The sequence below is a fragment of the Streptomyces sp. NPDC002463 genome (assembly GCF_042889835.1).
In the GTDB taxonomy this organism is placed as follows: domain Bacteria; phylum Actinomycetota; class Actinomycetes; order Streptomycetales; family Streptomycetaceae; genus Streptomyces; species Streptomyces nymphaeiformis.
Window position 1 is genome coordinate 235,283 of record NZ_JBIARL010000007.1, and the last position, 20,534, is coordinate 255,816.

The following is a 20,534-nucleotide window of genomic DNA, read 5'->3' on the forward strand; positions in this document are numbered from 1 at the left end:
CGGCGTGCCCGGGACAGGAGTCCCGCGCGGGCGTGCGGACGGGCGCGGCCCGCTCACGTCGAGCGGTCCGCGTCAGGCTGCGAGGACGCAGTGGGCGGCCGGGGGGCCGCGCCTGATCACCGTGTGCTGGAGTGCCTCGGCCACCGGCGGCGGCGAGGAGTCGAAGGCGGTGCGGAGGCTCCGCCGCGGTCCCGTGCCCGGCGCGGCCGGCAGCCCGGCGAGCAGGGCCCGTACGAAGGAGAGCGCGGCCCGCAGGGAGCGCACGACGGCGCATTCGGCGAGCTCCGTCGCGCCCTGCTCGGAGAGCTCCACGAGCCGGCCGAGGGCCCGGTCGCCGCGGCGCAGCAGCCAGCCCGTGGCCAGGGCGGCCAGGAGGTGGCCGAGGAGCATGGGCAGACCGGGCAGCAGCTCGCCGGCGGACGTGGCCGCCCCGCCGGCCATGTGCCCCGTGTGGGCGTGCGCGGTCGCCGGGTCGAGCCCGGCGTCGGTGATGATCCGGGCGGCGTCGGCGGGGGTGAGCGAAGCGGCGCCCGCTCCGCAGACCAGCCGTGCGGCCATCCGGACCAGGGCGTCGTCGGCCCGGTCGCTCAGGGCGAGCTGCCGCTGTCCGAGCCCGAAGAGCACGTGCAGGCCGAGCTGCCCGCCGGCGAGGGCGCCGACGACGAGGCCGAGGGAGCGCTCGCGCCCGGCGAGGAGCACGGCGACCCCGAAGACGTAGAGGAATCCGGCGACGAGGGTCCACAGGGCGATGCCGGCGCAGGCGGCGAGGGCGTGTCCCAGCGCGGACAGCACGACGCAGACCGCGGTGAACACCGCGGCCCTCAGCAGCCGTGGAGCGAGCGCGGGGGCAGTCATGGCGGGCCCATCATCGCACCACGCGCGGCACCGCCATGCGGCAGGTCCGGAAGGTCGTCCTTGGGGGTCTTCGCGGCGAGATACGCCGACCGTCAACCTGACATACACCGGTGCACCCGCCCGGTGCATCCGCCGAACGAGCGCTCTTGACGCCTCCTCGCGCTTACGGAGCGTCCGCCCCGGCAATAGGTATCGGTATGTCGAGCCGCTGCCGGGAGGCTGGAGCATGAGCATCTGGTGGTCACTCCATCTGCGGCGCGAGGCCGCGAGCGTGCCGCTCGCACGGAGGCTTCTGCTGGGCACGATGGAGACGGCGGGTGTCGATCCCGACGTGTCGTACGAGTTGTCGGTCGCGCTGACCGAGGCGTGTGCCAACGCCGTCGAGCACGGCGGCGCGGCCGGCCGCGCGGAGCCGGGCGGGGCGTACCGGGTGACGGCGTACCTGGACGGCGAGACCTGCCGCATCGAGGTGGCCGACTCGGGCCCGGGCTTCCCGGGGAGCGCCGTCCGGGCAGCCCCCTCGGACGACGCCGAGCACGGCCGGGGGCTGCGCCTGATCGAGGAGCTGGCCGATCACGTCCAGTTCGGCAACCGCTCGGGCCGGGGCGGCGCCGTGGTCAGCTTCGACAAGATCCTGAAGTGGCGGGACAGCCCGTCGCTCCTGCTCGCATGAGGGAAGGGCCCCCGCCGGTCGGTCGGCGGGGGCCCTTCGGTACCAACGTACGCGGGGATCAGCCCTTCAGCGCGGCCATCCACGCCTCGACCTCGTCGGCGCGGCGCGGCAGCGCCTCCGAGAGGTTCCGGTTGCCGTCCTCGGTGACGAGGATGTCGTCCTCGATCCGGACGCCGATGCCGCGGTACTCCTCCGGCACGGTCAGGTCGTCGGCCTGGAAGTAGAGACCGGGCTCGACGGTCAGGCACATGCCCGGCTCCAGGGTGGTGTCCACGTACTTCTCGGTGCGCGCGGCGGCGCAGTCGTGGACGTCCATGCCGAGCATGTGGCCGGTGCCGTGCAGGGTCCAGCGGCGCTGGAGGCCGAGCTCCAGGACGCGCTCGACCGGGCCCTCGACGAGGCCCCACTCGACGAGCTTCTCGGCGAGGACGCGCTGGGCGGCGTCGTGGAAGTCGCGGTAGGCGGCGCCGGGCTTCACCGCGGCGATGCCGGCCTCCTGCGCCTCGTACACGGCGTCGTAGATCTTGCGCTGGAGCTCGGTGTACCGGCCGTTGATCGGCAGGGTGCGGGTGATGTCGGCGGTGTAGAGCTCGGTGGTCTCCACGCCGGCGTCGAGCAGCAGCAGGTCGCCGGAGCGGACGTCGCCGTCGTTGCGGACCCAGTGCAGGGTGGTGGCGTGCGGGCCGGCGGCGCAGATGGAGCCGTAGCCGATGTCGTTGCCCTCGACGCGGGCGCGCAGGAAGAACGTGCCCTCGATGTAGCGCTCGCTGGTGGCCTCGGCTTTGTCGAGGACCTTGACGACGTCCTCGAAGCCGCGGGCGGTGGAGGCGCAGGCCTTCTCCAGCTCGGAGATCTCGAAGGAGTCCTTCACGAGGCGGGCCTCGGAGAGGAAGATCCGCAGTTCCTCGTCGCGCTCGGCGGTGACCTTGTCGGTCAGCGCGGCCTCGATGCCGGCGTCGTGGCCGCGGACGGCGCGGACCGGGCCGGTGGCCTCCTTGAGGGCGGCGGCGAGCTCGCGGACGTCCTTCGCCGGGACGCCGAGGAGCTGCTCGGCCTCGGTGAGGGAGTGGCGGCGGCCGACCCACAGCTCGCCCTGGCCGTCGAGCCAGAACTCGCCGTTCTCGCGGTTGGAGCGCGGCAGCAGGTAGATCGTGGCCTCGTGGCCGTCGGCGGTGGGCTCCAGGACGAGGACGCCGTCCTGGGTCTGGTCGCCGGTGAGGTACGCGTACTCGGTGGAGGCGCGGAAGGCGTACTCGGTGTCGTTCGACCGGGTCTTCAGGTTCCCGGCGGGGATCACGAGGCGCTCGCCCGGGAAGCGGGCGGAGAGCGCGGCGCGGCGGGCGGCGGTGTGGCCGGCCTGGGCGATCGGCTCCAGGCCGTGCAGCTCGGTGTCGGCCCAGCCGGACTTCATGTTCTCGGCGAGCTCGTCGGACACGCCCGGGTAGAGGCCGTTCTTCCGCTGCTTGATCGCCTGCTCTTCGGTCTCGGTCTCTTCCGGGGTCTCCGGGGTGAGCTCCTCGGCCACGGGTCTGCCTCCTCTTGGTACGACACTGAACCCCCACCATCGTACGGTCGTACGGAAGGGGGCCCAGGGTCGGAAGACCCATTACCGGAATCTCACACTCCGGCCATCGGAGGTCACGCGACGGCGCGGCTCACTCGAAGCGCGCGGCGAGCAGGACCACGTCCTCCCCGTCCACCGCCGGGTCCAGGCCCTCGGGGAGGAGGGTCCGCAGGACGTGGTCGGCGACGGCGCCCGGGTCGCCCCGGTCGGCCCTCGGCACGCCGGCGGCGGCCGCGTGGAGCCGGGCGAAGGCCCGGTCCATGGCGTCGCCGGTGCGCCGCAGCAGCCCGTCCGTGTAGAGAAGCACCGTTTCTCCGGGTGCGGGGGACAGCTCCACGCTCGGCGCCTCCCAGCAGGAGAGCATCCCGAGCGGGGCCGACAGCGAGGTCTCGACGAACTCGGTGCGGCGGTCGCCGACGACCAGCGGCGGGCAGTGCCCGGCCCCGGCGAGGACGATCCGGCGCTGCGCGGGCTCGGCGTACGCGAAGAGGGCGGTCGCCGAGCGCGCGGGCTCGGTGATCCGCAGCAGCAGCTCCAGGTCGGAGAGGACGGCGACGGGGTCCTCGCCCTCCATCACCGCGTACGCCCGGAGGGAGGCGCGCAGCCGGCCCATGGCGGCGAGGGCGCTGGGTCCGGTGCCGGAGACGGAGCCGACGGCCAGGCCGAGGGCGCCGTCCGGCAGCGGCAGCGCGTCGTACCAGTCGCCGCCGCCGAGCGGTCCGGTGCGGTGACGGGCGGCGAGCTGGACGCCGGGGACGCGGGGGAGCCGGCTGGGGAGCAGCTCCTCGGCGACGGTGGCGACCTGGACGCGGGCGCGCTCGACCTGGAGGAGCCGGGCGAGGTGCTCGGTGGCGAAGCGGCCGTACAGCCCGATGAGGTGGCGCTGCCGGTCGCTGGGTTCGGCGGGCTCGTCGTAGAGCCAGACGACCGCGCCGAGCCGGCCGGCGTCCTCGGTGGCGAGGGGCAGGGCGTAGCTGGCGGCGTAGCCGAGGCGGGCGGCGACCTCGCGGTGGCGCGGGTCGAGGCCCTCCTCCGTGCGGACGTCGCGGATGGCGATCGGGTCGGGGACGCGCTCGGGGTGCCCGGGATCGGGGAGGCCGTCGAGGAGGCGGCCGCAGCTGGTGGCGCTGCGTGGCACGGTCTCGATGGTGCCGAGGTCGGAGTGGGCGAGCCCGAGGCCGATGGTGCTGGTGGGGCCGCGGCCGTCGGCCGGTTCGAGGACGGCCATGCCACGGCGGGCGCCGACGAGCGCAGCGCCGGCGCCGAGCACCTCGCGGAGGGCCTCGTCGAGGGAGGCGGTCCTGATGAGGCGCTCGGTGAGTTCGTGGAGGGTGGTGAGGTCGGAGACCCAGGAGGCCAGCCGGTCCTGGATCAGTGCTCCCGGCGGGAGGGCCGCGTCGGCGGGCCCGGCCGCCGCGGGTACCCCCGGGAGGGGCGACGTAGTGTGCGGGGACCCGGGAACCGTGGAATCGATTCCGGCCACTTTCGGCATGTGTGGGGCGCTCATGACGGTCGGCTTTCCGACCGGTGCGTTTGACGCCAAAGCATCGCAAACCCCCATGTCAATCTGAGCCGCTCGATGCATCCACATGTACACGCACAAGAGGAACGATGTCCAGCATTGTCCCCACGGGACTTGTGGTGTCCGCGAGGTCGTGCGAGGGGGTTGAAGTGCGCGGGAAGTTGGCTGAAAATTGCCCCCGGTGTGCACCTTTTGCGGTCGACTGGCGTCGTTTGAAAGCGCGTCATTCCAAGCGTGCTGGGTACGTAATCGGTGACAGGCAGGGGTAGTTGACACCGCCCCGGAACGTGACGCGGAACCCCGGCGTCTTTCCCGCCGCAGGCCGCAACCCGTCACCGAGTGGCGGGGAACGTGTTCTGACCCGCTCCGGCTCTGACCTGGCTCCACCCGGTTCCCCCGGGATCCACCCGGCACCGGCCCGGTCCGCCCCGCTCCTTCGAGGGCCGGCACCCCGCCGACCCGGCGCGCGCTGATACGCACGGTGAAGAGTTCTGCACATGGTGTGATGTGGATTCGGCGTTCAACGGAAAGGAACGAGCGCTCATGCGCGAGATCCTCGGAAGGCGACGCAGGCTCCGGTTCCGGCGCAAGGAGAGGACCGCCCGGCTCGACGCCGCGGTCACCTTCGCGGTCGAGTGGAACTGGCCCGTCCTGCCGGGCGCGAGCCTGAGAGCGACGACGACCCGTACGGGCGCGAGCCCGAGCGCGAGGACCCGTACGGCCACGGGCGCAGGCCCGGGAGCGGCGACCCCTGCGGCCACGGGGGCGGCCTGTTCCTGTCCCGACCCCGACTGCGTGGTGCCCGGCGCGCACCCCTACGAACCCGGACTGCTCGCGGCCACCACGGACGAGCGCATGGTCCGTTGGTGGTGGACCCGGCGCCCGGACGCCCCGGTGGTCCTCGCCACCGGTGGCCGCGCGCCCTGCGCGGTCAGCCTCCCCGCGGTGGCGGGCGCGCGGGCGCTCGCGGCGCTCGACGCGGCGGGCATGCGGCTCGGCCCGGTGGTGGCGACCCCGACCCGGTGGTCGATCCTCGTCGCCCCGTACGGCCTCGAACGTCTCGGCGAGCTCCTCTACGCGAAGGACAGCGTGCCCAGCTCGCTGCGTTTCCACGGCGAGGGCGGCTACCTGCTCCTGCCGCCGTCGGTCGCGGGCACCGGGCAGGTCCGCTGGGAGCGGGCGCCTTCCCCAAGCTCTCAACTTCGTTCGAGCAGGGAAGACCCCGATGCCGGCTCGGCCCGGCCCTGGCTGCCCGACGTCGAGGCGGTGGTCGACGCCCTGGTCGAGGCGAGCACGAGCACGCCGGGCGGCGGGAGCAGGCTGAAGTACTGAGGTCGGCCGGACGCTCCGCTTCACCCGAACGGGTGCGTCCTTGTCCGACTTGCAAGGGAAACGGGCGCGCGGCCCGCCGGGCGCCCGGATCCCGCGGCTATGTTCACCCCCATGAGCCCGGTGAACCCCCGCGTGGTCGGACTCGGGACCGCCGTCACGGTCGCCGTCCTGCTGCCCCTCGTCGCCATGGCGGGGCCGACGGGGGAGCCCGTACGGCCGTCCGGGGCGAGTGCCGGGGGCGACGCGAAGGCCGGGGACCTGCTGAGCGGGCTCGGCCTGGGACCCCGTACCCCCGCCTCCGCCGCTCCGGCGACCCCCGCGCCTTCCGCGCCTTCCGTCCCTCCCGAACGCGTCACGCGCTGCGGACCGGAACTCGCCTCCCCCGAAGGGGTCGAGGCGCAGACCTGCGTCCTGAGCGAGGGACCCGACGTCTGGGCGCGGACCTACTACCGGAACGCCACCGGCCGACAGCTCGACGCGTTTCTTACCCTCATGGGCCCCGGCGGGCGCACCGTACAAGTGGACTGCCCCGTCCCGGCGCAGGACGAACCGGGAACCTGCGAAACGCCGAGGGAGCGCGGGCGGGGTGCGGCCGCGGCGTATACGGCGGTCGCGGAATTCACGGGAGCCGGTGAGGGTGACGCCACTCCGCTGCTGCTCCGCGCGGGAAGCAACACGGCGGACGGCGGGGGAAGTTGAACGTCGGACGCCCCGGGCCTGCCGGAAGCGGACATGGAAAGGCCCGGTCGCTGGCGACGGGGGATGCACCAGCGACCGGGCTTCAAGAACGGTAACAAGAGATCTGCTGTTCGCAAATTCGATCTCGGTTATTCGGACAGGGAATTGTCCGGCCGAGGACCCGCTTTGTGGCGGAAGTCACCGACCGGTCGGTCTGCCGGTCACCGATACCACCTGGGGTATCAGCTGAGAGTCACCTGACGGTTCGTGAGACCGCCGCGCGCCCGGCGCTCCTCCGCCGTCAGCGGAGCGTCCGAGGCGAGCGCCGCGGCGAGCCGCTCGGCGAACTCGGCCGCCGGCTTCTCGCAGTCCTCGGCGGTCATGGAGGACGGCAGGTCCCACACCGGCACCATCAGGCCGTGGGCCCGGAAGGAGCCGACGAGCCGGGTGTCGGCGCCGAGCGAGGTGCCCTCGCCGGCCTGGAGACGGGCCAGCGCGTCGAGGAGCTTCTCCTCCTCGTGCGGCATGACCCAGCGCAGGTGGTTCTTGTCCGGAACCTCGCACCAGTACGCGGAGTCGACGCTCGCCAGCTTCACGGTCGGGATCGCGGCCGCGTTGGCCCGCTCGAGGGAGGCCGAGACCTCCGGGTCCGCGCCGTCCGCGGACTGCGGGATCCAGAACTCGAAGCCCGAGTGGACCTCCGGGACGAACGGAGCGTCCGCGTCGAGCAGCTCCTGCAGGCGCGGGCCCTCGGCCGGCACGCGGCGCGCGGGGACCGGGGTGCCCGGCTCCGCCTCCAGGGCGCGCTGGAGGGTGTCGGCGAGGTCGCGGGCCAGGTCGCCGGAGGTGGAGTCGTTCTGCAGGGCCAGCAGGACGGAGCCGTCGTCGCGGCGGAGCGCCGGCCACGCCATCGGCAGCACGGTCGCGAGCGTCACCGACGGCACGCCCTCGGGGAGCCCGCCCTTCAGGGTGAGCGGCACGGTCGCGGCCGGCACCAGCTCGCGCAGCGCGACCCAGTCGCACTCGCCGGGCAGACCCTCGAAGGGGCGCTGGACGAGCTCGGTCACGGCGTGCGCGGCGGCCCGGCCGTGACACGCCTTGTAGCGGCGGCCCGAACCGCACGGGCACGGCTCGCGCGCGCCGACGACCGGGATCTCCCCGCTCGTGACCTGTGCCTGGCCGGCCTTGCCGGCCTTCGTCTGGGGGCGCTTCTTGGCCATGGTGTGGCTTTCTCCCGATCGCGGCTGCTGTATCGGGCGCGAGCCTAGCCGCACCGGCGCCCGCCACGGTTCAGGCGGGGCGGCGGTACGGCTGCGCCGGGCAGGACGAGTGGGGTTGCGGCCTGTCCGCTCCCGCGGTGCGGTCGTGCGGCCGGCGCTCGCCCTCTCCCCGGTTCCGGGCGTCCCGTTGCTCCCCGCCGTCCGTGAGGGCCCGTCAGTCCAGGTCGTCGTACGCGTCCAGGAAGTCGAAGCCCGAGCCGCCGCCGACGCGGGTCGCGAAGTCCTCGCGGCGGTGGCCTTCGGTGACCACCACCCAGACCGTGACCTCGCCGGTCGCGCTGTCCCGTACGCCCCAGTCCTGGGCCAGCGCGCCGATGATGTTCAGCCCGCGGCCGCCCCGCGCCGTGACCGAGGGCGTCGACGGGACGGGCCGGGTCGGGCCGCCGCCGTCGGTCACCTCGACCCGCAGGCCGCCCGCCGGGTCGACCCGCCAGGCCGCCCGCACATCGCCTTCGCCCCGCTCCGCGTGCCCCAGCGGCCTGCCGTACCGACAGGCATTGCTGAGCAGCTCGGAAAGGATCAGCACCGCGTCGTCGACGACCGATTCGGCCACCCCGCTGCGGTACAGCTCGTCCCGCATCCGGTGTCGCGCCTCACCCACGCCCGCAGGGCCATGGGGTACGGCCATGCTCGACGACGTGGGCACCTCCTGTGCCACCACCAACGCCACCCCCGAGACCTCCTTTGCCCCACGCCACGGTGTGGATGCCCCAATGGCCTGGACCGGAAACCGGCCAATCCGTGTGGGATGAGGCACTCGTGACGATCGCGTACGCACGGAACGCGCCGGGGCACACCCCATGAGGCGTGTTGTCCTCTGTGACGGACGGGAAACCAGTGACGCGAGAGGTGCCCCGGAGCTCAGCCCCGGCCCAGCTGGGCCAGCACCTGCTTCGGGCGGTTGGTGATGATCGCGTCCACGCCGAGCCGCTCGCAGAGCTCGACGTCCTCCGCCTCGTCCACCGTCCACACGTGGACCTGGTGCCCGGCCTTCTGCAGCCGCAGGATCACCGCGGGATGGTTCCGGACGATCCGGATCGACGGACCCGCGATGCGCGCGCCCGCGGGAAGCCGCCCGTCGCGCAGGCGCGGCGAGACGAACTGGGCGAGCGAGACGGTCGGCAGCGTCGGCGCCGCGGCCGCGATCCGGTGCAGCGACCGCGCCGAGAAGCTCATGACGCGTACGGGGGACTCGGCGGCGGACGCGGGCGCGTCCAGGCCGAAACGCTTCAGGAGCTGGAGCAGCCGCTCCTCCACCTGCCCGGCCCAGCGGGTCGGGTGCTTCGTCTCGATGGCCAGCTCGATCCGGCGCCCCGCGTCGGAGACCAGCTCCAGGAGCCGCTCCAGGGTGAGGACGGACGTGAGTCCGGGGTCCCGCCAGTCGGGGCTCTCGCCGGAGTCGTCCCGGCCCTTCCAGGTCCCGAAGTCGAGGGCCGCGAGGTCGGCGAGTTCGAGCGCGGACACGGCGCCGCGGCCGTTCGACGTGCGGTCGACGCGCCGGTCGTGGACGCAGACGAGATGGCCGTCGGCGGTGAGCCGGACGTCGCACTCCAGGGCGTCGGCGCCGTCCTCGATGGCCTTCACATAGGCGGCCAGGGTGTGTTCCGGTGCGTCCTCGGACGCGCCTCGGTGGGCGACGACCTGGAGGGGGACGCGGTTCGGGTGCTGCCGTGCGTGAGTCACCGCGTCATGGTGCCATTGGCGGGGCGGCGCGGGCACCTCGGAGACTGTCCGTTCTGTCCGTATATAAAGGATGGGGTGCCAATGCACAGCTCCGCCTTACAGCGGCCTGACGTCCTGTGGGAAAAGCTGGTGCAGCACCCTGGAGCCCGTACGAGCACGTACCCAGACCCCGCGCAGTCAACGAGGAGAGCGAGCTGTGAGCACCGAGAACGAGGGCACGCCGGTTCCGGCGGACCCGGCTGCGCCGTCCACCCCTCCGACGTCGCCGTCCATGGAGAAGCCCGCGGCGGAGCCGGCCCCGCAGGCCGCCGCTCCGCAGGAGGACGAGCCGACGGTGGTCCAGGCCCCGGTCCCGTCCCCCGCCCCTGACCAGGCGCCCGCCGCCGCGCCCGCGCCCGCGGCCGTCGCGCCCGCCGGTGGCTGGCCGCCGCCCCCGCCGGCCGTCCCGGCCTGGGGCGCCCCGCCCGTACCCCCCGCCCCGGAGGCCCCGCGCCGGCGGATCGGCGGCCTCGTCGCGGCGGTGCTCGTCGCGTCGCTCGTCGCGGGCGGCATCGGCGGCGGCATCGGCTACTGGGCGGCCGAGCGCGGCGACAACGGCTTCAGCTCGACGACGGTCTCCTCGGGCCAGGCCCCGGCCTCGTTCAAGCGCGACCCGGGGACGGTCGCCGCGGTCGCGGCGAAGGCCCTGCCGAGCGTGGTCACCATCCAGGCGAAGTCCGGCGGCCAGGACGGCGAGGGCGGTACGGGCACGGGCTTCGTCTACGACCAGGAAGGCCACATCGTCACCAACAACCACGTGGTGGCGTCGGCGGCGGACGGCGGCACGCTGTCCGTGACGTTCTCGGACGGCAAGACGTACGACGCGGAGGTCGTCGGCCGGGCCCAGGGCTACGACGTGGCGGTCATCAAGCTGAAGAACGCCCCGAAGGGGCTGACGCCGCTGCCGCTCGGGGACTCCGACAAGGTGGCGGTCGGCGATTCGACCATCGCGATCGGCGCCCCCTTCGGCCTGTCGAACACGGTGACCACCGGCATCGTCAGCGCCAAGAACCGCCCGGTGGCCTCGGGCGACGGCTCCGGCGGCAGCAACTCGTACATGAGCGCGCTGCAGACGGACGCCTCGATCAACCCGGGCAACTCCGGCGGGCCGCTGCTCGACGCGAGCGGCGCGGTGATCGGCATCAACTCGGCCATCCAGTCGACCAGCGGCGGCGGTTTCGGCCAGTCGCAGGCGGGCTCGATCGGCCTCGGCTTCGCGATCCCGGTCAACCAGGCGAAGAACGTGGCCCAGCAGCTGATCAAGACGGGCAAGCCGGTGTACCCGGTGATCGGCGCGACCGTGAACATGAACGAGAAGGGCCAGGGCGCGACGATCGCCGGCCAGGGCTCCGGCGGCACGCCGTCGGTCACGCCCAACGGCCCGGCGGCGAAGGCGGGTCTGAAGGCCGGCGACGTGATCACGGCCTTCGGCGACCACCCGATCGACAGCGGCCCGACCCTGATCAGCGAGATCTGGACGTACAAGCCGGGCGACGCGGTGAAGATCACCTACGAGCGCGACGGCAAGACCGCCACGGCCACGGTGACGCTCGGCGAGCGCACCGGCGACAGCTGACCGAAGCGGGGGGTGCGCCGGCCATCCGGTGCACCCCCCGTGCCGTCACCCCCGCCGGTCGTCCGTCGGCCACGCGCTCGTCGCCGCGGACCCGGCGCCGCCGAATCCCCCGGCTCCCCCGATCTCGCCGATGTCGATCCGGGGGGCGTACGCCGGCTCGTCCTCGCCCATGATCAGCATGGGGTCGAGCATCACGACGGCCGCGGCCAGGACCAGGAAGATCAGCGGGCCGACCAGCATCGGCAGCACGTCGGGGAGCGACGATCCCACGGCCGCGTGCGTGGCGTGGTCCACGCGCACGCTGAGAGCGGCCATGCCGGTGTAGTGCATGCCGGTCACGGCGACGCCCATGACGACACTCGCGCCCAGGCTGGCGAGGAAGCCGCGGATCGAGACCGCGGCCCACAGCGCGGCGGTCGCCGCGACGACGGCGATGACCACGGACAGGGCGACGACGGCCGGGTCGTACAGCAGTCGGCCGCCCATCCGCATCGCAGCCATGCCGAGGTAGTGCATGCCGGCGACCCCGAGCCCGGTGAGCGCGCCCGCGAGCAGCAGCGGGGCCGGCCGGGTGCCGCGGTAGCCGACGATGAAGACGCCGATGCCCACGACGACCACGGCCACGAGCAGGCTGAGGAAGGTCAGTCCGGCGTCGTACGCGATCGAGGTCTCCCGCACCTGGAAGCCGAGCATGGCGATGAAGTGCATGGTCCAGATGCCGCAGCCGATGGAGGCCGCCCCCAGGGCCAGCCAACCGGGCTTGCGCGCCTGCTCGGTACGGAGGGACCTGACCGTGCAGCGGAGCCCCAGTGCGCTTCCGAGGCAGGCCATCACGTAGCCCATCAAGGGGGTGACCATGCCGTAACTGAAGCCGTCGATCGTGCCGTGCACCCTGCAGCCCTTCGGGAATCGCCCAAGCGACCCATATGTGGAGATCTTGTGAACAAGGGACTTTAACCCAGTTCTGGATCACCCCCGCTCATCGCTCATCGCGGCCCCGCCCCCTCAGCCGGTACGCTGTAGCCCGCTCCGCCCCAGGTGGGCCGGGGCGGAGGTGGGTTGCCCGAGCGGCCTAAGGGAACGGTCTTGAAAACCGTCGTGGCGCGAGTCACCGTGGGTTCAAATCCCACACCCACCGCGCACGCCGAAGGCCCCCGACCGACATCGTCGGCCGGGGGCCTTCGCCTTGCCTCCGGATGCGGTTTCGGCGGGGGCCCCTGATGCTGAAGGGGCTGGAACACCGCTAGGAGGGCCAGGATGTCTATGTTGGACAAGCTCAAGGGGATGCTGAAGGGCCACGAGGAACAGGCCGCCCAAGGCATCGACAAGGCCGGCGACATGGTCGACGAGAAGACGCAGGGCAAGTACGCGAAGCACGTCGACACGGCACAGGCCAAGCTCAAGGAGCAGCTGGGAGACACGGGCCAGGGGCAGGACTCCCCGCCCCAGTAGTGGTGTACCGGTGGTGAGGGGTGTCCCGGAGTCGCTCGGGGACACCCCTCATCTCGGTTCTCCGGCGGGTCAGGGGTGGCTGCGGGCCTGTGGGTTGTTCAGGCAGAGGGCGATGTTGCGGACCGCCGCGGTGAGTTCCTCGATCACCCTGGCCGCCTGCTCCGCGTTGTGGAAGACCGGGCGGTTCGTGAGGGAGCGGCTCAGTTCCTCCGCGGCACGGACGGCGGGGCCGGCGTCCTCGGCGGCTGCGGGAGGGGCCGCGGGCGCGGGTGCCGCGTTCTGAGGGGGAGGCGGAGGGGCGGCGGGGTACGGCTCGGGCTCCGTCCGGTAGCCGTCGAAGGACGGCGAGAAGGTGCCGGAGCCGACGGTCAGGGAGGTGTGCGCCTCCTCCCGGATGTACGGGACCGCGAAGTGGTCCTGCCCGTGCTGGGGAACCGAACCCTGCCCGTGCTGGGGAACCGAACCCTGCCCGTGCTGGGGAATCGAACCCTGTCCGTGTGGGGGGACATGCGCCTGGTCGTGCTGGGGGACCGGGAGCGGGGCCGGTGCCTGCCCGTGCTGGGGGACCGGGAGCGGGGCCGGTGCCTGCCCGTGCTGGGGGACCGGGGGCTGGGACTGGCGGGCCCGGGGCAGGACCAGGTGGTCGAAGCCCGGGAACGCCGGCGTGGTCGGGTGCGTGACGGGCTGGGGGTACTCGCTCTGCCACTGCGCGCGGTAGTACTCCACCTGGTCCTCGCAGGAGGAGCGGGAGTGGAAGACCGCGGTGTCGTCGCCGAGGTCCGGGTACCAGAGGTTGGGGCCGGGGAAACGCACGGTCCGCATACGGGGCTTGATCTGCTCGGCACACCCCATGCAGCAGCCCTCCGGCACGATGAGCGGGATGCCGCCGCTCTGCTCCGGACGCCGGGGGCCGCCCTCCGGGCAGTACTCCCCGTGGTGGCAGGGCGGCAGTTCGCCACAGGCCCGGCAGACGGCGTAGTGCTCGGGGAGGACCTGCCAGTCCAGGCTGGCGGGGGCACACCAGTGCTTCACCGCCGACCGGGGCAGGTTCTCGTCGCGCAGCACGAGCACCACCGGTCGCCTGTAGAACTCGGCGCGATCGGGGGCCGGTTTGAGCGCCTGGTTCTCGGCTCGCCGCAGTTCGTTGGCGTGCCACCACAGTTCCACGTGATCGCGCCACGCCTTCTCATAGGATTTCGGCCAGGAGTTGCCGGGGTAACCGGTGATCTCCAGGACGCGCCACGCCCGCCGGTCCAGCACGACGATGGAGCCGGCCCGGAGCCGCAGATGTGTTCCCTTGCCGTCCTCGTCCGGCCAGTTGTGGCGGCCGATGAGAGTGGGCTGGTCCGGGAGCCACCTGCGATTCTGCATGACACGCTCCTAGGCGATGAAACCTCGTAGTTTCAACTGGGGCAGTAGGTGACATTCTGAACAATTTAGGCGTCGGCTTTGGGTTAGACACGCGCACGGCGTTGATCGATCGAGGGCCGGAAACGCCCTCTGAGCCGGGTATTTCGCTTCTTCCGCCCGGCGGGATCCGGAGGCGCGCGTCCCCCGGGGCGGCCGCTGTGGAGCCGGGCCACGGCGTCCTGACACCCACTCGTACGCGTGACGCCGCTTCCATCGTTGTCAGCCCGTACGTATGGATCCTCCCGTGCGGTGGCCGTCAGCGGCTCCGGACGGGACTTTCCCGCTCCGGAGAGGTGGTAAAGCGGCCGCCCCTCCGCGGACGGGGCCGGTAGGGTCCGGGGACCGAGGAGACAGGGGTGTGGAGATGCGCGTCGTGCTCGTGCAGGGGGACATCACCGCCGAGGCGGTGGATGCGGTGGTCAATGCCGCGAACTCCTCGCTGCTCGGCGGCGGCGGGGTCGACGGCGCCATCCACCGGAAGGGCGGCCCCGAGATCCTCGCCGCCTGCCAGGACCTGCGCCGCTCCCACTACGGCAAGGGCCTGCCGACCGGGCAGGCCGTGGCGACCACGGCGGGGCGGCTGCCGGCCCGGCACGTGATCCACACGGTCGGTCCGGTCTGGTCGCGGGACGAGGACCGCTCGGAGCTGCTCGCCTCCTGCTACCGCGAATCGCTGAGGGTCGCCGACGAGTTGGGGGACCGAACGGTCGCCTTCCCGGCCATCTCCACCGGGATCTACGGCTGGCCGATGGCGGACGGCGCCCGGATCGCCGTCGAGACGGTGCGGGCGGCCCGTACCGAGGTCGAGGAGGTCCGCTTCGTCCTCTTCGACGCGGCGGCGTACGGAGCCTTCGAGGCGGCCGTGGGGGACGACTCGTAATCGTCGGCCACAACCGTCGAACACCTTCCCGCTTTCGGTCTCCCCGTTCGGTTCCTCCGGGTGGAAGACGCGCCGGGGGCGCGCCGTCATGCCGCGCCGAAAGCGAGATCGGCTGGAAATCTGCCGGAACGCTTCCTCCCTTGCGGCGCACCGGCCGTGCCGCCCCCGGCCCCCCTCCACCCGTGTGAGCTGCGGCTTTCCTCGGGCTGCCGGGGTTTATCTGCTTGTCCTCACGCTTGCGGGGGAATCGGTCGCTCCGGGGTGGTTCGCCGGGGATTCGGTGGGCAACTCTGGATTCGCGACGTCGAGCACAACGACCGGGGCGGTCGGCCAACCGCCTTGGACATGGCCGTGGTTCAGAGTTCCTGAGCAGTTCCCGCAGTAGTTCCGAAGCGCAGTTCCGTGCACCAGCATCAGCTTTCAGTTCCCGGAGGAACAGACATGGCAAGCATCCGTACCGCCCGCGTTCTCGCCGCTGCCGCCGCCCTGCCCCTCGCCGCCGCGCTCTTCACCGGGGTGGCCCAGGCCGACAACGGCGGTTTCGCGGACGACGGATCGAACACGAGCGTCGCCTCGATCATCGGCAGCGGGGTCGGCGGGGCCAACTTCGGCAACGCGACCACGACGCAGCAGGTGGCGACCGGTTCCGGTGCCTCCAACCAGAACAACACCGCGAGCGTGAACGGCTCGGCCTTCACCCACGTCGACCAGTCCAACAACGTGGTCAACTTCCACCCGCGGTGGTGACCGGCAGTACGGCGACCGGTCCGACGGGGGGCGTGACCGTGGTGTGAACGACGGCCCGCGCGGCGGTACTTCGGTACCGGCGTGCGGGCCGCCGTGCTTTCGCGTGCCTTGACACGGGTGCGGAATCTGACGGACAGTCAGAAACCTCAGTCGTCCCACGGGAGGCCGTCGCCGTGCACCTCGCCCCGACCGAGCGGCAGCTGCGGCTGCGCGCCGAACTCCGCACGTACTTCCGGGACGTGATGCCCGACGGTCCTCCGCCCGCCGCCGACAGCGCCGCACAGCGGCGGCTGCTCCGCCGGATCGGCGCCGACGGGCTGCTCGGCCTCGGCTGGCCCGAGGAGTACGGCGGGCAGGGTCGCGGGCCCGACGAGCAGTTCATCTTCTTCGACGAGGCGTACCGGGCGGGCGCCCCCGTCTCGATGGTCACCCTCAACACCGTCGGACCCACGCTCATGGCGTACGGGACCGAGGAGCAGAAGGCCTTCTTCCTGCCCCGGATCCTGCGCGGCGAGACCGTCTTCGCCATCGGCTACAGCGAACCCGAGGCCGGCACCGACCTCGCCTCGCTCCGTACCCGGGCCGTACGGGACGGGGACTCCTGGCTGATCGACGGGCAGAAGATCTTCACGTCCAACGCCCAGAACGCCGACTGGATCTGGCTCGCCTGCCGCACCGACCCCGACGCGCCGCCGCACCGCGGGATCTCCATCGTCCTCGTCCCCACCGACTCCCCCGGCTTCTCCTGGACCCCGATCGAGACGGTGGGCGGACTGACGACGACCGCCACGTACTACGACGGGATCCGGGTCCCCGCGGGCAACCTCGTCGGGCCCGAGCACGGCGGCTGGGGCCTCATCACCAGCCAGCTCAACCACGAGCGGGTCGCGCTCGCCGCGATCGGCATGCAGGCCGAGGACTTCTTCGCGGCCGTCCTCGACCGGGCGCGCACCCCCGATCCGGTGACGGGGCGGCGTCGCATCGACGAGCCGTGGGTCCGGATCCGGGCCGCCGAGGCGCACGCCCGGCTGGCCGCGACCCGCCTGCTGAACTGGCGTCTCGTGGGTGACGTGGGGGCCGGCCGGCTGGCCCCGGGGGACGCGAGCGGCGTGAAGTTCGCGGGAACCGAGTCGGCGGTGGAGGTGTACCGCATCTGCCAGGAGATCGCGGGCGGTCCGGGGACGGTGCGGGCGGGATCGCCGGGGGACCTCGACGGCGGTGAGCTGGAGCGGATGAACCGGGCCGCGCAGATCAACACCTTCGGGGGAGGGGTGAGCGAGGTGCAGCGCGAGATCGTCGCGAGGATGCGGCTCGGCATGAAGGCGAGGGGCCGGCGATGAGCGGAACGGACGATGCGCTGTACGAGCGGCTCGTGGCCTTCGAGGGGCTGCCCGCCGCCACTGCCGGGACCGGCAAGGACCCGGTCAACCTGCCCATGATCAGGCACTGGTGCGAGGCCATGGGGGACGAGCATCCCGCCTACCGGGGGCCGGACGCCGTCGCGCCCCCGACCATGCTCCAGGCATGGACGATGGGCGGCCTCTCCGGGCACACCGACCGCTCCCCGGCGTACGAGGAGCTGTTCGCCCTCCTCGACGGCGCCGGATACACCTCGGTCGTCGCGACCGACTGCGAGCAGGAGTACCTGCGGCCGCTGCGCCCCGGAGACGAGATCGGCTTCGACACCGTCATCGAGTCCGTGTCGCCGCGCAAGACCACCAAGCTCGGCACCGGCCACTTCGTGACGACCCGGACGGACGTCCGCGCCGGCGGCGAACTCGCCGGCACCCACCGCTTCCGCATCCTCAAGTACGCCCCCGCCGCCCGGCCGTCCCCCGAGACCGAGAGGCCCCGCCGCCCCCGGCCCGTGATCAACCGGGACAACGCCGGATTCTGGGAGGGTGCGGCCGGACACCGGCTGCTGATCCAGCGCTGCGGCGACTGCGCGGCCCTGCGCTTCCCCTGGCTGCCGGGGTGCGCCGACTGCGGCTCGCGGGAGTGGGACACGGTCGAGGCGAGCGGCGCCGGGACGGTCTTCTCGTACGTGGTGATGCACCACCCGTCCTTCCCCGCCTTCGAGCCGCCCTACGCGGTCGGGCTGATCGAACTCGCCGAGGGTGTGCGGATGATCAGCAACGTGGTGGGGGTGCCGTACGACAAGGTGCGGATCGGGATGCCCGTACGCCTTGAGTTCCTGCGGGTCGACGAGGACCTCGAGCTCCCCGTCTTCCGCGCGGGAGGGGAGGACTGACATGGACTTCACCCCCACCGAGGAGCAGGAGGCCGCCCGGGAGCTCGCCGGGCGGATCTTCGCCGACCTCTCCACCCACGAGCGGCTCCGGGCCGCCGGGACCGGCACGGACGCCGAGCTCTGGAAGGCGCTGTGCGCCGCCGGGCTGCCGGGCGCCGTCGAGGAGACCGGCCTGCTCGGCCTGGTCCTGCTCCTGGAGGAGCAGGGACGCAGGACGGCGCAGGTGCCGTTCGCCGCCGGCTGTGTGTACGGCATCCTCGCCGTCGCCCGGCACGGTACGGAGGAGCAGCGCGCCCGGCTGCTGCCCGGTCTGCGCGACGGTACGGCGGTGGCGACGGGCGCGCTCCCGGCACCGGGCACGGTCGCGGCGGCCGACGGGAGGCTCAGCGGCGCCGTGGACTGGGTGCCCTGGCTCAGGGACGCCACCCACGTCCTCGTACCGGACGAGGAGCGCGCCCTCTGGCTGGTCCGCACCGAGGACGCGGCCGCCGTGGAGGCCGTCGAGCTCACCGCGCCCTGGTCCGCCGCCCGGCTCGTCCTCGACGGGACGCCGGCCGAGCGGCTGGGACGGGCGGACGTGGGAGCCCCGTACGACGACGTGCTCGCCGCCGCGCGGATCGCCTTCGCCGGGCTGCAGGCGGGGGTGTGCGCCGGTTCGCTCGCCCGGGCCGTGGAGTACGCCTCAGTACGGGAGCAGTTCGGGCGGCCGCTCTCGACCCACCAGGCGGTGCAACTGCGGGCCGCCGACGCCCACATGGACACCGAGGCCATCCGGCTCACGGCCTACGAGGCCGCCTGGCGCTTCGACGAGGGCCTCGACGCCACCGGGGCGGCCCTGACCGCCGCCTGGTGGGCCTCCGAGGCGGGCAAACGGGTCGTGCACGCCGGGCAGCACCTGCACGGCGGCATGGGCGCGGACCTCGACCACCCCGTCCACCGGCACTTCCTCTGGGGCCGGCAGCTCGACGCGTACCTGGGCTGCGGCACCGAACTCCTCGCCGGACTCGGCGACCTGCTCGCAGAGAGGGACCTGTGATGAAGCCCGGGGACGAGCTGCCGCCGCTGGCCATACCGATCACCCGCACCCTGATCGTCGCCGGGGCCGTCGCCTCCCGCGACTACCAGGACGTGCACCACGACGCCGAGCTGGCCCGGGAGAAGGGCTCCCCGGACATCTTCATGAACATCCTCACGACCAACGGGCTCGTCGGCCGGTACGTCACCGACCACTTCGGCCCCCGGTCCGTCCTCCGCGGGGTCGCCATCCGCCTCGGCGCCCCCAACCACCCCGGAGACACCATGGTCCTCACCGGTACGGTCACCGACGTCGACGGGGACAGGGCGAGCGTCCGGGTCGTCGGCGCCAACGGACTCGGGCACCACGTCACCGGGACGGTCACCGTGGAGGTGCCGCGATGAGCGTCCGGGGCCGGGACACGCTCGGCGGGCGGGCGGCCGTCGTGGGCATCGGGGCGACCGAGTTCTCCAAGGACTCCGGCCGCAGCGAACTCTCCCTCGCCGTCGAGGCCGTGCGCGCGGCCCTCGACGACGCCGGGCTCAGCCCCGCCGACGTCGACGGCCTGGTCACCTTCACGATGGACACCAACCCCGAGATCACCGTCGCGCAGGCGTCCGGGATCGGCGAGCTGTCGTTCTTCTCCCGGGTGCACTACGGGGGCGGTGCCGCCTGCGCCACCGTGCAGCAGGCCGCGCTCGCCGTCGCCACCGGGATCGCGGAGGTCGTCGTCTGCTACCGGGCGTTCAACGAGCGCTCGGGGCGCCGCTTCGGCTCCGGGGTGCAGCAGCGCGAGCCCTCCGCCGAGGGCGCCGCGCTCGGCTGGCAGCTGCCGTTCGGGCTGCTCACCCCGGCCTCCTGGGTCGCCATGGCCGCCCAGCGGTACCTGCACGCGTACGGTCTCACCCCGGACGCCTTCGGACACGTGGCGGTGACGGACCGGCGGTACGCGGCGACCAACCCCGCCGCGTACTTCCACGGGAAGCCGATCACCCTCGCCGACCACACCGCCTCGCGCTGGATCGTCGAGCCGCTCCGGCTCCTCGACTGCTGCCAGGAGACCGACGGCGGCCAGGCGATCGTCGTCACCTCCGTCGAGCGCGCCCGCGACCTGCCGCGGCCACCCGCCGTGATCCTGGCGGCGGCCCAGGGCGCCGGGCGGAAGCAGGAGGCCATGACCAGCTTCTACCGGGACGGTCTCACCGGGCTGCCGGAGATGGGCGTGGTGGCCCGTCAGCTCTGGCGGACGTCGGGGCTCGCACCCTCCGACATCGACGTGGGCATCCTCTACGACCACTTCACCCCGTTCGTCCTGATGCAGCTGGAGGAGTTCGGCTTCTGCGGGCCCGGGGAGGCGGCCGACTTCGTCGCGGCGGACGCGCTCCCGCTGAACACCCACGGGGGGCAGCTCGGCGAGGCCTACCTGCACGGCATGAACGGCATCGCGGAGGCCGTGCGGCAGATCCGCGGCACGTCGGTGAATCAGGTGCCCGGCGCGGCCCGGACTCTGGTCACGGCGGGCACGGGGGTTCCCACGTCCGGGTTGATCCTGGGCACGGACGGCTGAGGCGACGGCC

The 20,534-nt window shown here is 73.0% G+C and carries 19 protein-coding genes and 1 tRNA gene; 12 read left to right on the top strand and 8 right to left on the bottom strand.

Annotation, left to right across the window (positions count from 1 at the left end; translation table 11 throughout):
- Positions 1-72 precede the first annotated feature (72 nt).
- Complete coding sequence (locus ACFYX3_RS16750) at positions 73-855, bottom strand: hypothetical protein (protein WP_389013645.1); 783 nt, start codon at positions 853-855, stop codon at positions 73-75.
- Positions 856-1,081: 226 nt separating this feature from the next.
- On the opposite strand from ACFYX3_RS16750, the gene ACFYX3_RS16755 reads away from it, so the two are divergent.
- Positions 1,082-1,528 (top strand): ATP-binding protein, encoded by a 447-nt coding sequence (locus ACFYX3_RS16755; RefSeq protein WP_376594559.1) that lies wholly within the window; start codon positions 1,082-1,084, stop codon positions 1,526-1,528.
- Between the two features lie 58 nt (positions 1,529-1,586).
- Here ACFYX3_RS16755 and ACFYX3_RS16760 read toward each other — a convergent pair whose 3' ends face one another.
- Entirely contained in the window at positions 1,587-3,053 is a 1,467-nt protein-coding gene (locus tag ACFYX3_RS16760) for an aminopeptidase P family protein (protein ID WP_382655912.1), read from the bottom strand.
- Positions 3,054-3,183: 130 nt separating this feature from the next.
- Positions 3,184-4,653 carry a PP2C family protein-serine/threonine phosphatase gene (locus tag ACFYX3_RS16765; protein ID WP_389013649.1) on the bottom strand — a complete coding sequence of 490 codons (1,470 nt, stop codon included), beginning with the start codon at positions 4,651-4,653 and terminating at the stop codon, positions 3,184-3,186.
- Positions 4,654-5,157: 504 nt separating this feature from the next.
- Here ACFYX3_RS16765 and ACFYX3_RS16770 point away from each other — a divergent pair.
- Positions 5,158-5,946 (top strand): bifunctional DNA primase/polymerase, encoded by a 789-nt coding sequence (locus tag ACFYX3_RS16770; RefSeq protein ID WP_389013652.1) that lies wholly within the window; start codon positions 5,158-5,160, stop codon positions 5,944-5,946.
- 920 nt (positions 5,947-6,866) lie between these two features.
- Here ACFYX3_RS16770 and ACFYX3_RS16775 read toward each other — a convergent pair.
- From ACFYX3_RS16775 to ACFYX3_RS16785, 3 genes are all read right to left on the bottom strand, one after another.
- On the bottom strand, positions 6,867-7,844 hold the full coding sequence (locus ACFYX3_RS16775; protein WP_116159895.1) for a DUF5926 family protein: 978 nt from the start codon (positions 7,842-7,844) through the stop codon (positions 6,867-6,869).
- A 214-nt stretch (positions 7,845-8,058) separates the two neighbouring features.
- Entirely contained in the window at positions 8,059-8,706 is a 648-nt protein-coding gene (locus ACFYX3_RS16780) for an ATP-binding protein (protein WP_376594990.1), read from the bottom strand.
- A 59-nt stretch (positions 8,707-8,765) separates the two neighbouring features.
- A complete protein-coding gene (locus tag ACFYX3_RS16785; RefSeq protein WP_376594991.1) occupies positions 8,766-9,587 on the bottom strand; it encodes a glycerophosphodiester phosphodiesterase in 822 nt (273 codons plus the stop codon).
- A gap of 196 nt (positions 9,588-9,783) precedes the next feature.
- Here ACFYX3_RS16785 and ACFYX3_RS16790 point away from each other — a divergent pair, with 196 nt between their 5' ends.
- A complete protein-coding gene (locus tag ACFYX3_RS16790; protein WP_389013657.1) occupies positions 9,784-11,202 on the top strand; it encodes a S1C family serine protease in 1,419 nt (472 codons plus the stop codon).
- Between the two features lie 45 nt (positions 11,203-11,247).
- On the opposite strand, the gene ACFYX3_RS16795 is transcribed toward ACFYX3_RS16790, so the two are convergent.
- The gene (locus tag ACFYX3_RS16795) at positions 11,248-12,093 is read right to left on the bottom strand and encodes an MHYT domain-containing protein (protein WP_389013660.1); all 846 of its coding nucleotides are present in this window, start codon (positions 12,091-12,093) and stop codon (positions 11,248-11,250) included.
- Between the two features lie 162 nt (positions 12,094-12,255).
- Between ACFYX3_RS16795 and ACFYX3_RS16800 the strand changes: the two genes are divergently transcribed.
- Positions 12,256-12,340: transfer RNA gene (locus tag ACFYX3_RS16800), tRNA-Ser, on the top strand.
- A gap of 119 nt (positions 12,341-12,459) precedes the next feature.
- Positions 12,460-12,654: an antitoxin gene (locus ACFYX3_RS16805; protein ID WP_382655895.1), complete on the top strand. Its 195-nt coding sequence runs from the start codon at positions 12,460-12,462 to the stop codon at positions 12,652-12,654.
- Positions 12,655-12,723: 69 nt separating this feature from the next.
- Here the strand turns inward: ACFYX3_RS16805 and ACFYX3_RS16810 are convergent, their stop codons facing one another.
- Positions 12,724-14,025 carry a hypothetical protein gene (locus ACFYX3_RS16810; protein ID WP_389013663.1) on the bottom strand — a complete coding sequence of 434 codons (1,302 nt, stop codon included), beginning with the start codon at positions 14,023-14,025 and terminating at the stop codon, positions 12,724-12,726.
- Positions 14,026-14,428: 403 nt separating this feature from the next.
- On the opposite strand from ACFYX3_RS16810, the gene ACFYX3_RS16815 reads away from it, so the two are divergent.
- The 7 genes from ACFYX3_RS16815 to ACFYX3_RS16845 all read left to right on the top strand — a co-directional run bounded on the left by ACFYX3_RS16815 (position 14,429) and on the right by ACFYX3_RS16845 (position 20,524).
- The gene (locus ACFYX3_RS16815; RefSeq protein WP_116165412.1) at positions 14,429-14,944 is read left to right on the top strand and encodes an O-acetyl-ADP-ribose deacetylase; all 516 of its coding nucleotides are present in this window, start codon (positions 14,429-14,431) and stop codon (positions 14,942-14,944) included.
- A gap of 441 nt (positions 14,945-15,385) precedes the next feature.
- Positions 15,386-15,691: a hypothetical protein gene (locus ACFYX3_RS16820; protein WP_389013666.1), complete on the top strand. Its 306-nt coding sequence runs from the start codon at positions 15,386-15,388 to the stop codon at positions 15,689-15,691.
- Positions 15,692-15,864: 173 nt separating this feature from the next.
- Complete coding sequence (locus tag ACFYX3_RS16825; RefSeq protein ID WP_389013669.1) at positions 15,865-17,031, top strand: acyl-CoA dehydrogenase family protein; 1,167 nt, start codon at positions 15,865-15,867, stop codon at positions 17,029-17,031.
- Positions 17,028-17,942, top strand: a complete 915-nt coding sequence (locus tag ACFYX3_RS16830; RefSeq protein WP_389013672.1) for a bifunctional MaoC family dehydratase N-terminal/OB-fold nucleic acid binding domain-containing protein — start codon at positions 17,028-17,030, stop codon at positions 17,940-17,942. Before ACFYX3_RS16825 ends, ACFYX3_RS16830 begins: the two co-directional genes overlap by 4 nt.
- Before the next feature lies 1 nt (position 17,943).
- Positions 17,944-18,978 carry an acyl-CoA dehydrogenase family protein gene (locus ACFYX3_RS16835; protein ID WP_389013675.1) on the top strand — a complete coding sequence of 345 codons (1,035 nt, stop codon included), beginning with the start codon at positions 17,944-17,946 and terminating at the stop codon, positions 18,976-18,978.
- A complete protein-coding gene (locus ACFYX3_RS16840; RefSeq protein ID WP_389013678.1) occupies positions 18,978-19,361 on the top strand; it encodes a MaoC family dehydratase in 384 nt (127 codons plus the stop codon). Before ACFYX3_RS16835 ends, ACFYX3_RS16840 begins: the two co-directional genes overlap by 1 nt.
- Positions 19,358-20,524: a lipid-transfer protein gene (locus ACFYX3_RS16845; RefSeq protein WP_389013681.1), complete on the top strand. Its 1,167-nt coding sequence runs from the start codon at positions 19,358-19,360 to the stop codon at positions 20,522-20,524. Before ACFYX3_RS16840 ends, ACFYX3_RS16845 begins: the two co-directional genes overlap by 4 nt.
- The last annotated feature ends 10 nt before the right edge of the window (positions 20,525-20,534 follow it).